The following is an 11123-nucleotide window of genomic DNA, read 5'->3' on the forward strand; positions in this document are numbered from 1 at the left end:
GCCGCCGCGCCCCCCCCCCAAACCCCCCCCGGGGGGGGGCGGGGCGCCCGCCCCCCGCCGGGGCCGGCCCGCCGCGGCACCGGCGCACGAACGGGGGGAACCCACCCATGTCCACGCCTCGTGAGCGGCTCGCCGACGCCCGCCTCTACCTGTGCACCGACGCCCGGAAGCGCCAGGGCGACCTGCCCGCCTTCCTGGACGCCGTGCTCTCCTCCGGCGTGGACATCGTGCAGCTCCGCGACAAGGGCATGGAGGCCGGTGAGGAGCTGGAGCACCTCGCCGTCTTCGCCGAGGCCGCCCGCCGGCACGGCAAGCTCCTCGCGGTGAACGACCGGGCCGACGTCGCCCACGCCATCGGCTCCGACGTCCTCCACCTCGGCCAGGGCGACCTGCCCGTGCCCGCCGCCCGCGCGATCCTCGGCGAGGAGCTGCTGATCGGCCGCTCCTGCCACGCCGAGACCGAGGTCGCCGCGGCCGCCGCCGAGCCGGGCGTGGACTACTTCTGCACCGGCCCCTGCTGGCCCACCCCCACCAAGCCCGGACGGTACGCACCGGGGCTCGGCCTCGTGCGGTACGCGGCGGAGCTGGCGCAGGACCGGCCCTGGTTCGCCATCGGCGGCATCGACGAGACCAACCTCGACGAGGTCCTGGACGCGGGCGCCCGCCGGATCGTCGTCGTCCGCGCCATCACCGAGGCCGACGACCCCGCCGCCGCGACGGCGGCCCTCGCCAAGCGGGTCCGCGAGCGCGCCGAGGCCTGACGGACGCGTCCGCGGGGAGCCCGGAACGGCTGTCCGAAAAGGTGTCCACCACTCGGACGCCGTCTACGCGGCTCACCGGACCGCGTCTAACCTGCCGGTATGGCCCTTGGAACCGCTTCCGTCCGATCGGACCGTGCACGCACGGTCCGCGAGATCCTCGCTGCCGGTGACACGTCGTACTCCTTCGAGTTCTACGCGCCCCGCACCGAGAAGGGCGAGCAGGTCCTCTGGAACGCCATGCGGCGGGTCGAGGCGGTCGGCCCCAGCTTCGTCTCCGTGACCTACGGCGCCGGCGGCTCCACCCGCGGCGGCACCGTCAAGGCCACCCAGAAGATCGCCTCCGACACCACGCTCACCCCCGTCGCCCACCTCACGGCCGTCGACCACTCGGTCGCCGAGCTGCGGAACGTCCTCGGCCAGTACGCCGACGCCGGCATCCGCAACATGCTCGCGCTGCGCGGCGACCCGGCGGGCGACCCGCTGGGAGAGTGGATCGAGCACCCGGAGGGCGTGAAGTACGCCGCCGACCTCGTCCGGCTGATCAAGGAGTCCGGAGACTTCTGCGTCGGCGTCGCCGCCTTCCCGGAGATGCACCCCCGCTCCACCGACTGGGACACGGACATCCGGCACTTCGTGGACAAGTGCCGGGCGGGCGCCGACTACGCGATCACCCAGATGTTCTTCGACCCGGAGAACTATCTGCGGCTCCGCGACAGCGTGGAGAAGGCGGGCTGCGAGACCCCGATCATCCCCGAGGTCATGCCCGTCGTGAACGTGAAGACCCTCGACCGGCTGCCCCAGCTGAGCAACGCCTCCTTCCCCGCGGATGTGAAAGAGCGCATCCTCGCCGTCAAGGACGATCCCGCCGCTGTACGCTCCATCGGTATCGAGTTCGCGACGGAGTTCTGCGCGCGTCTGCTCTCCGAGGGTGTCCCCGGACTGCACTTCATCACGCTCAACAGCTCCACCGCGACGCTCGAGATCTACGAGAATCTCGGACTGCACCAGCAGTCGTGACCGGTCGTACCCGCCCCGACCCGCGGCGGTGACCGTGGAGAGGGGCGGCGGGGCATGGGGTGGACGGTCCTCTACATCGCGTTCGGCGTGGTCGCACTGTGGCTGCTGGGGGAGGTGCTCCTCCAGTACAAGGCGCGGCTGCGCTGGCGCCTGCTCGCCTTCGGCGGCTTCCTCTGCGTGGTCCTCGGCGTCCTGCTGCCCTCGGTCTTCGTCATCATCGCCGGGGCCGTCGCCTTCGCCGTCGGCCAGACGTATGTGACGCTCTCCTTCCGCCGCGGCTTCTCCACCGGCTGGGCGATCGGCGGCAACCCGGGGGCGAGCCGCCGCCGCAAGGCCGCCGCACCGGCCGAGGCCGGGCCCACCCTGGAGGTCACCGAGCTCTCGTACGACACGGAGGACGGCGGGTACGAGGACGGGTCCCTTCACGGCGGGCACCCGGAGAGCGCCGCCGAGACCACGGCGGTCTACGAGCCGCAGCCGATGCCCGAGGACACCGGCCAGTACGGGATCTACGAGACCGCCGGCCAGGGCGCCGGATACGGGACGGGCTACGACCCCTACGCGTCCGGCTACCAGCAGCCCGGCTACGAGCAGACCTCCTACGAGCAGCAGCCGGCCTACGACTACGGCGCCACCGCCGGACAGCAGCAGTACGCCGCGTACTCCGACCCGTACATCGGCCCGGGCACGGACAGCCAGCAGTACGCCCCGTACTACACCGACCCCTACGCCCCCTCGTACACCTACGACACCCCGCCCGGCGGCGTCTGGGTCCCGCAGCAGCGCGACACCGAGCAGGCCCCGCAGCAGGCCCCGTACGGCTACGAGCAGCCGCACCCGGACGACCAGTACCGCTACTAGGGCCTGCCAGGACCTACTGGGAGCCGCGGAAGTCCGCGCCCTCCACGATGAGTCCGGCCACCAGCGCGCCCGACATGCCCGCGTGGGCGAGCCCGCCGCCCGGGTGCGACCAGCCGCCCGCGAAGTACAGGCCGGGCAGTGGGGAGCGGTTGGCGGCCGGCAGGTACAGCCCCCGGGCGCCCGCGAGCGCGGGGCCCGGGACCTCGGCGGAGCCGGTGTCCCGCCGGACGTCCTCCGGGGTCCGGACATGGCGCCAGAGCAGCCGCTCGGCGAGGCCGGGAACGGCCCGTCCGGCCGCCTCGACCATCCGGCCGGCGATCTCCTCCCCGTCCTGCCCGGGAACCAGGTCCACCGTCGCGGAGACCGTCACCGACTCGTGCGCGTCGTCCGGGCGCAGCGCCGGATCGTCCGGACGCAACACGGTCACCGTGGGCCGGCCCCCGGAGGCGTGGACGACCGTGCGGTGCACGGCGTCCGCCTCCCGGGCCCCGCGCAGGGCCAGACAGACCGTCATACGGCCCGTCAGGTCCGTCTCGACGGCCCGGGCCTCCACCCGGTCCCGGTAGGGACCCGGCAGGGGCGCGCCCGCCACGACGTGGTCGGCCTCCACGGTCTCGCCGCCCGCGAGCTCGATCCCCGTCGCCCGCCCGTCCTTCTCCAGAACGCCGATGACCTCGGCGTCGAACACGAACTCCACCCGCCGCTTCCGGCACCGCTCGTACACCGCGTCCGCGAGCGCCCGCAGGCCACCGGCCACGTACCAGCTGCCGAAGGTCTGCTCCAGGTACGGCAGGACGGCCGCCGAGGCGGGGGCGTGGGCCGGGTCGAAGCCGTACGACCACGCGTACGCGTCGAGGAGGGCCGCGAGCCGCGGATCGCGCAGCTCCCGCCTCCCGACCTGGCCGAGCGTCGTCGTCGGGCGCCGCAGCAGGCCCGCCTTCAGCGCCGGGTACGGCTCACGGGCGAGCGGAGCCGGGTCGGCCGGCTGCGGCTCCTCCAGGAGGGGGCGCCGGGTCCGGTCCCAGGCCTCACGGGCCCGCGTCAGGAAGTCGCCCCAGCGCTCGCCCGCCCCCGCGCCGAGCGCCGCGTCCAGCGCGGCGACCGTGCCGGCCCGCGAGGCGTTCGGCAGGTCGACCCGGGTGCCGTCCTCGAAGACATGACGGGCCGCCGGATCGACCTGCGTCAGCGAGACGCACTCCTCCAGCGGCTCCTTGCCGGTCTTCACGAACAGGTCCCGGTAGACCGCGGGCAGGTGCAGCAGCCCGGGACCGGTGTCGAAGGCGAAGCCGTCGCGCTCGAAGCGGCCGACCGCGCCGCCGTACGTCGACGTCCGCTCGTACACCGTCACCGTGTGTCCGGCGACCGCCAGTCGGGCCGCCGCCGCCATGGCGCCGAGTCCCGCGCCGATCACCACAATCCGTGCCATGCGGGCGAGCCTATCCGGCGCCTCCGACCCCGCCGGAGGGCAGGCCGGGCACGGTCAGAAGTGGTCGGACCCGTCGTCGGGCGGGGCCTGGGCCCGGGGGCGCGCCCCGACGGCCGCGAGCCGTCTCTCCTCCCGCCGCCGGGAGAAGCGCCGCCAGCCGCGGCGGATCTGCTTGGCCAGGAAGACCAGTATCGCCAGGCCCGCCAGGAGCAGGACGCCCGCGACGACCGACGCGGCCACGGGATGGAAGACGGCGAAGGTGACGATCGCCGCCACCCCGAGGTCCTCCGCCAGGCTCAGCAGGATGTTCGAGAACGGTTCCGGCGAGGTGTTGACCGCCATCCTCGTCCCGGCCTTGACGAAGTGACTGAGCAGGGCCGTCGAACCGCCGATCGCGCCCGCCGCCAGCTCCGGCAGCGAACCGTTCTGCCCGGCGAGCAGGGCGCCGACCACGGCTCCCGCGATCGGCCGGATCACCGTGTGGACGGAGTCCCATATCGAGTCGACGTACGGAATCTTGTCCGCCACCGCCTCGCACAGGAACAGCACGCCCGCCGCGACGAGGACATCGGTGCGCTGCAAGGACTCGGGCACCTCGTCGGTCAGCCCGGTCGCGCCGAAGACGCCGAACAGCAGGACCACCGCGTACGCGTTGATCCCGCTCGCCCAGCCGCTGGTGAACACGAGGGGGAGTACGGACACGCCCGCGATCGTAACCAGGACTGAGTATCCGTACCTAGGGGTCGAGATGAGTAGGTACGCGGATGGGGCCGGTGCGGGCGGAAGGAGAGAGTGGAGCACACGGAAGGGGCGCGGCTCCGGTACCGCCGGCACGGGGCTGCGGAACGGGGGCCGCGCGCCTGCCGGCACGGGGGTGCGGAAGAAGCCGGTGCGGTGAGGCTCGGGGGGATCGAGCCTCACCCCACCGGCGTTCCGTCGTTCCCGGTCTCAGCGGCCGCCCACGCGCCCGTGCAGCAGCCGCGAGAGCGCCGCGTGCACGTCGTCCAGCGAACGCTCGCTCTGGAAGGCCTGCCAGTCGAGCGCCGCCACCAGCACCATCCCGACCAGGGCCGCGGCCGTCAGCTGGACGTCGATCTCCTCGCTGAGCTCACCGGCCGAGACGCCCTCGCGCAGCACCCCCTCGACCACCGCGACGGCTTCCTGACGCACCACCAGGAGCGTGGAGTTCCAGGCCCGGTTGGTGCGCCAGAGCTCGGCCACGTACAGCTGGGTGAAGGCCGGGTAGCGGTCGATGAAGACGAGGCCCGCCCGGATCATCGCGTCCAGCGCGTCGACCTTGCTGCCGCCGCGCTCGGCGGTCTCCTCGGCCGCCGAGCGCAGGGAGGCGGTGAGCAGCGACACCCCGTGGCGCAGCAGCTCCTCGAAGAGCTCGGTCTTGCTCTTGAAGTTGTAGTAGACCGTGCCCTTGGCCACGCCGGCCCGCTCGGCGATCTCGTCCACCGTCGTCGCGGAGAAACCCTGCTCCGCGATGAGGGTGACGGCCGCCTCGTAGAGCTTGGTGCGGGTGGCCTGGCGTCGGGTGCTGCTGCTGTCCATGGCGTCGATTCTCACAGGTTCAGAGCGACAGTTCGGGGTGGAGCCGGTCCATCGTCCACACCTGCTTCTTGCGTGCCGAGACGGCGGTCAGGGCCAGGGCGCCGACGGTGAAGGCCGTCAGGACCGCGCAGGCCTGCCAGACCGGTCCCATGCCGCCGCCCGTGATCAGCCGGCGCAGCGCGTCGACCACGTGGCTCATCGGCAGGAAGGGGTGGACGGCGTTGAAGAAGCCCGGGCTGGTCTGGACGGGGTACGTGCCGCCCGCCGAGGTCAGCTGGAGCATCAGGAACGCGAGCACCAGGATCCGGCCCGCCGCGCCGAAGCGGGCGTTGAGCCACTGGATGATCGCGGCGAAGCAGCAGGTGACCAGGGCCAGGAAGCCGATCGTGCCGGCGGCCCTGGCCATCTGGAGGCCGAGACCCCAGTGCAGGACCGACATCAGGGCCGCGACCTGGAGGAGGCCGATCGCCGCCACCGGGAGCCAGCCCGCGAGCGCGATCCGCCAGGCGGAGCCGCCCGCCGCGAGGGCGCGCCGGTTCAGCGGCTGGATGAGCATGTACGCGACCATCGCGCCGACCCAGAGGGAGAGCGGGATGAAGTACGGGGCGAAGCCGGTGCCGTAGTTCGGCGCCTTGTGCAGGGACTGGGAGGCCAGCTTCACCGGGTCGGCCATGACCTCCGTACGCCGGTCGCGGTCCTGCTGGTCGTAGTCGGGGATCTGGTCGACGCCCTCCTTCAGGCCGGTGGCGAGGGTGCCCGAGCCGTCGGCCAGCTTGAACAGACCGCCGTCCAGATCGCCCGCGCCCTTCTTCAGCTTGCCGACGCCGGTGTCGAGGCTGACCGAACCGGTCTTCGCCCGGGTGATGCCGGTGTGCAGCTGGTCCGCGCCCGTCGCGACCTTCTGCGCGCCCGCGTTGAGCTCGTTGATCTTCCGGATGGCGCCCTCGACGTCCTCGTCGAGGTGCGGGGCGCGGGCGGCCAGCTCGTCGGCCTGCTTCTTCAGCTTGGCCAGGCGCGCGTCCAGGGTCTTCAGGTCGTCGGTGTTGTCCTTGGTGAGCTCGTGCACGTCGTCGGCGATCGTCGCGACGTCACCGGCGGTGACCGAGGCCTCCTTGAGCTTCTGGCAGATCCTGGGGTCGAGCGGGGGAGTGGTGGCGGGGGCCTCCAGGCACAGCTCGCGGTGGAGCCGGCCGAGACCGTCGTCGGCCTTGTGGGCGGCGGTGCGCACCAGGGGCGCGCGCTTCACCAGGTCGTCCAGGTTGTGCCGGGCGGCCGTGGCCGAGTCGGAGACGAGTCGGGCGGTGTCGCGGATCGACTTGCCGTTGTTCGCGAGGTACGGGCGGACCTTGTCGGCGGTGCCGTTCACCTTGTCGGCGAGGGCCTGCGTGCCGTTCGCGACCTTGCGGGAACCCTTCTCCAGGTCCGTGGCGCCCTTGTCGAGCTTCTTCAGGCCGGTGGCCAGGTCGCCGCTGCCGGCCTTGGCGTCGGTGAGGCCCTCCGACAGGCTCTTGGAGCCCTTCTTCGCCTTGTCCACGCCCTGCTTGAGGTCGGCCGCGCCCTTGGCGGCCTTGGCGGTGGCGTCGTGGATGTCGGAGAAGGAGATGAAGATCTTGTCGAGGAAGGTCCGCGAGGACTTCGTGGAGGCCGCTGTGCGCACCTCGGAGAAGACCGTCCGGGAGATCTGGCCGACGATGTAGTTGTTGGCGTCGTTCGTCCGCACCTGGAGCGCGCCCGTCTCGGGGGCGTCGCCGGAGCTGGAGGCGATGCGGGAGCTGAAGTCGCCGGGCATGGTCAGGGACAGGTAGTACGTCCCGTCCTCCACGCCCGCGCGTGCCTCGGCGTCGCTCACCCGGTGCCACTCGAAGGTCTTGCTCTCCAGGAGCCCCTCGGTGATGTCGTCACCGGCGTGGATCTCCTTGCCGCCGGCGGTGGCGCCGCGGTCCTCGTTGACGAGGGCGACGGGGATCTTGTCGAGCCTGCTGTACGGGTCCCAGAACGAGTACAGGTACAGGGCGCCGTACAGCAGGGGCAGCAGCAGGATCGCGACGAGCGCGGCGCGCGGCAGCTTTCCCCTGCCGAAGCGCTTCAGCTCAAGCGCGGCCAGTTTCGGCGAGCGCATCGGCCGCCCCCTCCTCGGTCGTGGCGTCGGTGGTGCCGTCGGCCGCCGTCTCCCCGACGGCGGTGTCTTCGGCGGCCGTCTTGTCGGCGGCGGTGTCTTCGGTGGCCTTGGCTGCGGTGGCCGTGTTCTCGGTGGCCTTGGCTTCGGCGGCGGTCGTGTTGTCGGTGGCCTCGGCTGCGGTGGCCGTGTTCCCGGTGGCCATGTTCTCGGCCGGCGCGGGCTCGGTTCCGTTCTCGCCCGGGACCGTCGTGATGCGCAGGGCGTCCTCGGGGGCCTCGCTGCAGACGGCGAGGACCGTCGTCCCGGACGCGGCCAGGGAGCGCAGCAGCGCCCAGGCCTCGGCGCGGTCGGCGTCCGAGAGCTTGAGGTCGGTGTCGTCCACGGCGAGCAGCCGGGGACGGCCGATCAGGGCCAGGGCGATCGAGAGCCGCAGCGCTTCGAGGCGCTCCAGGTCCCGTACGGAGGTCCGCTCGCCCTTCGGCAGGGCGTCGAGGTCCAGACCCACGGCCTTCACGGCCTCGTCGATCCGGGCCCGGGACGTCGCCGCGCGCTCGGCGGGGCGCCGCAGCAGGGCCCGTACGGCACCGTCGAAGCGGCGCTGGAGCAGGGCCCGCTCGCGCAGGTGCTCGGCGACCGTGAAGGCGGGGTCGAGCTCGCTGACGCCCGGGACCTGGCCGAGCGCGCTGATCCGGCGCACGGCGGCCATCTTGCGGGGCAGGAGGAGGCCGCCGACCTCGGCGTGGCCCTCGTGGGCCTTCATCCGGCCGGTGAGCGCGAGCAGCAGACAGGTGCGGCCCGAGCCCGAAGGGCCCTCGATCGCCACCAGCGCGCCGGGCTCGGCGCGGAAGGAGACCTGCCGGAAGGCCCAGCCGCGCGGCCCCTTCAGTCCGAAGCCGTCCGCGACGACGGCGGCGCCGTGCGGCTGTTCCTCGGTTTCCGTGCCCACGGACTCACCCCCCATTCCCCTTTTTGAACTGACCAGTCAGTTCAAAAGTTACCCCCGGGTTGGGTTTCAGGCAAAACCCCAGGTCAGCGCGATTGTCAGTGGGGCACGGCACGATGAACACATACGGCCACAGCGCCGTCACGCGACGACAGGAGGCTCGTCATGGCAAGCCCATCCGCAGCAGCCGCGCCCCGCCGCCGTCCCACCCCCGGGGAGGCGGGACCCGGCTCCGACATCCACCCCGTCACGCGCCGCTCCGCCGCCCCGCTCGCCGCCCTCGACCTCCTCGCCAAGTCCCGCGCCGGACTCGCCGAGGCCGCCGTCCTCGACCGCCCCCACGAGCGGTACGCCACCGCCCACCTCGCCGCCCTGCGCGCCGCGGCCGCCGTGCTCGCCGCCCGGGCCAGGCCCGACACCCGGCCCCGCCACCGTCAGCGGATAAGGAGCACCTGGGAGCTCCTCCCCGACCTCGCCCCCGAGCTGACCGAATGGAGCGCCCTCTTCGCCGCCGGCGCCCCGCGCAGAGCCCGCGCCGAGGCCGGCATCACCAGTGCCGCCACCCGGCGCGAGGCCGACGACCTGCTCAGGGACGCCGCCCACTTCCTGCGCCTGGTCGAGCGGCTGCTCGCCCTCCAGCCCGTACTGCCCCGCCAGCCCGGGGCCGACGAGGCCGGAGGATGATCCGAAAGGCCGGGGAGAGGCCATAGGGTGGGGAGCGACCGTACCCGTCACCGAGGAGTCAACAGCCGTGCCGGACCCTTCCCCTGTCTTCGGTCGAGAGGCTTCGTCGCGCCCGTCGCGCGCCTCCCTGCGTACCGCCGTCGTCTGGGACGTCCTCAAAGACGCCCTGGACCGCCGGGTCGAGGCCACCGGGAAGGACAGCCTCGACGTCCTCGACACGGGCGGCGGCTCCGGCAACTTCGCGGTGCCGGTGGCCCGCCTCGGCCACCGGGTCACCGTCGTCGACCCCAGCCCCAACGCGCTCTTCGCGCTGGAGCGCCGGGCCGCCGAGGCCGGCGTCGCCGACCTCGTCACCGGTGTCCAGGGCGACATCAAGGGCCTCTTCGACGTCGTCGAGCGCGAGGCCTACGACACCGTGCTCTGCCACGGCGTCCTGGAGTACGTCGACGACCCCGCCGAGGGCCTGCGGAACGCGACGGCAGCGCTCCGCCCCGCCGGCAGCCTCAGCCTGCTCGCCGCCGGCGTCGGCGGAGCCGTCCTGGCCCGCGCCCTCGCCGGCCACTTCACCGAGGCCCGGCACGCGCTCGACGACCCGGCGGGCCGCTGGGGCGCCGGCGACCCCGTGCCCCGGCGCTTCACCGCCGAACAGCTCGGCGAGCTCGCCGACGGGGCCGGACTCGAGGTCGGCGCCGTGCACGGTGTCCGGGTCTTCGCCGACCTCGTTCCCGGGGCCCTCGTCGACACCGAGCCCGGTGCCGCCGAGGCCCTGCTCAAGCTGGAGGCGGCCGCCGCGGAGCTGCCCTCCTTCCACGCCATCGCCACCCAGCTGCACGTTCTCGGCGAGAAGCGGACCTGAGCGGAACGGCCACCCGTTCGGCGGTGCGGGCCGCGGTGTGCCATGGAGTACGCCACAGCCCGCCCGATGTGGGGCTCCGCCCCGTATGATCGGGGGACACCATCCGGCATGACGGACAAGGGGCTGGGGAATCAACGCCTCAGCAACCGATCCGCATGGCGGCCCGGATTGGCTATTCGGCATTGAGGGCGGGTTTCACGGGGGCGATTCCCTGCCTATCCTGAAAGGGCCGCAAACCGGTCGCCCCCGCGACCGACGACTAGGAGGACTCCGTGCCGCTCTCGGAGCACGAGCAGCGAATGCTCGAGCAGATGGAGCGAGCGCTGTACGCCGAAGATCCCAAGTTCGCGACAGCGCTCGAGGGAAGCGGACTGCGTACGTACACCCGGCGACGGGTTTACCAGGCAGTCGCCGGCTTCCTGGTGGGTATCGCGCTCCTCATGGCCGGAATGGTCGCACAGCAGATCTGGATCAGCGTGGTGGGATTCCTCGTCATGCTGGGCTGCGCGGTCCTGGCGGTCACCGGATGGCGCAAGGCGCCGAAGCCGGGTGAGCAGCGGGCGGCCGCGGGCCGTCCGGCTCGGCAGCGACGCTCCATGATGGACCGGATCGAGGCGCGGTGGCAGCGGCGTCGCGATGAGCAGCAGGGCGGCGGCCACTGACGGCCCCGAAGCGGTAGCCCCGCCCCCCGAACCAACCCGAGCCCCGCAGAGCCCGCGCCACTTGGCGCGCCCTCTGCGGGGCTCGACACGTTCAGGCGCCGCCGTTGTGGGCCCGCGCCCGCTGCCGTGTGGGCCTGCGCCCCGCCCGTGTGGGCAATCGTCCCGCAGGGCGGGACGGGTGGGCACACGGGACGGCGCCCTCTCGCGGCGCCTCCGCGTTCCGCGCCCTGACCCGCA

11 protein-coding genes are annotated in these 11123 nt (G+C 73.0%); 6 read left to right on the forward strand and 5 right to left on the reverse strand.

Annotated elements, in window-relative coordinates; genetic code table 11:
• The first annotated feature begins 107 nt into the window (after window positions 1–107).
• From thiE to ACWGN5_RS40920, 3 genes are all read left to right on the forward strand, one after another.
• Entirely contained in the window at window positions 108–761 is a 654-nt protein-coding gene (gene thiE, locus ACWGN5_RS40910; protein WP_453523843.1) for a thiamine phosphate synthase, read from the forward strand.
• 99 nt (window positions 762–860) lie between these two features.
• Entirely contained in the window at window positions 861–1778 is a 918-nt protein-coding gene (gene metF / locus ACWGN5_RS40915) for a methylenetetrahydrofolate reductase [NAD(P)H] (protein WP_453523846.1), read from the forward strand.
• A 54-nt stretch (window positions 1779–1832) separates the two neighbouring features.
• Window positions 1833–2639 carry a hypothetical protein gene (locus ACWGN5_RS40920; protein WP_453523849.1) on the forward strand — a complete coding sequence of 269 codons (807 nt, stop codon included), beginning with the start codon at window positions 1833–1835 and terminating at the stop codon, window positions 2637–2639.
• Window positions 2640–2652: 13 nt separating this feature from the next.
• Here the strand turns inward: ACWGN5_RS40920 and ACWGN5_RS40925 are convergent, their stop codons facing one another.
• The 5 genes from ACWGN5_RS40925 to ACWGN5_RS40945 form a co-directional block, all read right to left on the reverse strand.
• Window positions 2653–4065 carry a phytoene desaturase family protein gene (locus tag ACWGN5_RS40925; protein ID WP_453523852.1) on the reverse strand — a complete coding sequence of 471 codons (1413 nt, stop codon included), beginning with the start codon at window positions 4063–4065 and terminating at the stop codon, window positions 2653–2655.
• Between the two features lie 54 nt (window positions 4066–4119).
• On the reverse strand, window positions 4120–4767 hold the full coding sequence (locus ACWGN5_RS40930; RefSeq protein ID WP_453523855.1) for a DUF4126 domain-containing protein: 648 nt from the start codon (window positions 4765–4767) through the stop codon (window positions 4120–4122).
• A 246-nt stretch (window positions 4768–5013) separates the two neighbouring features.
• A complete protein-coding gene (locus tag ACWGN5_RS40935) occupies window positions 5014–5622 on the reverse strand; it encodes a TetR/AcrR family transcriptional regulator (protein WP_453523858.1) in 609 nt (202 codons plus the stop codon).
• Between the two features lie 19 nt (window positions 5623–5641).
• Window positions 5642–7741, reverse strand: a complete 2100-nt coding sequence (locus ACWGN5_RS40940; protein ID WP_453523861.1) for a YhgE/Pip family protein — start codon at window positions 7739–7741, stop codon at window positions 5642–5644.
• On the reverse strand, window positions 7713–8687 hold the full coding sequence (locus ACWGN5_RS40945) for an ATP-binding cassette domain-containing protein (protein ID WP_453523864.1): 975 nt from the start codon (window positions 8685–8687) through the stop codon (window positions 7713–7715). The genes ACWGN5_RS40940 and ACWGN5_RS40945 overlap by 29 nt, the downstream gene beginning before the upstream one ends.
• 162 nt (window positions 8688–8849) lie before the next feature.
• Between ACWGN5_RS40945 and ACWGN5_RS40950 the strand changes: the two genes are divergently transcribed.
• From ACWGN5_RS40950 to ACWGN5_RS40960, 3 genes are all read left to right on the forward strand, one after another.
• Window positions 8850–9368: an SAV_6107 family HEPN domain-containing protein gene (locus tag ACWGN5_RS40950; protein ID WP_453523867.1), complete on the forward strand. Its 519-nt coding sequence runs from the start codon at window positions 8850–8852 to the stop codon at window positions 9366–9368.
• 67 nt (window positions 9369–9435) lie between these two features.
• Window positions 9436–10224, forward strand: coding sequence for a methyltransferase (locus ACWGN5_RS40955; protein ID WP_453523870.1), 789 nt, complete (start codon window positions 9436–9438; stop codon window positions 10222–10224).
• Window positions 10225–10496: 272 nt separating this feature from the next.
• On the forward strand, window positions 10497–10886 hold the full coding sequence (locus ACWGN5_RS40960; protein ID WP_351180624.1) for a DUF3040 domain-containing protein: 390 nt from the start codon (window positions 10497–10499) through the stop codon (window positions 10884–10886).
• Window positions 10887–11123: the final 237 nt, after the last annotated feature.

This window comes from Streptomyces sp. NPDC055815 (genome assembly GCF_053616475.1).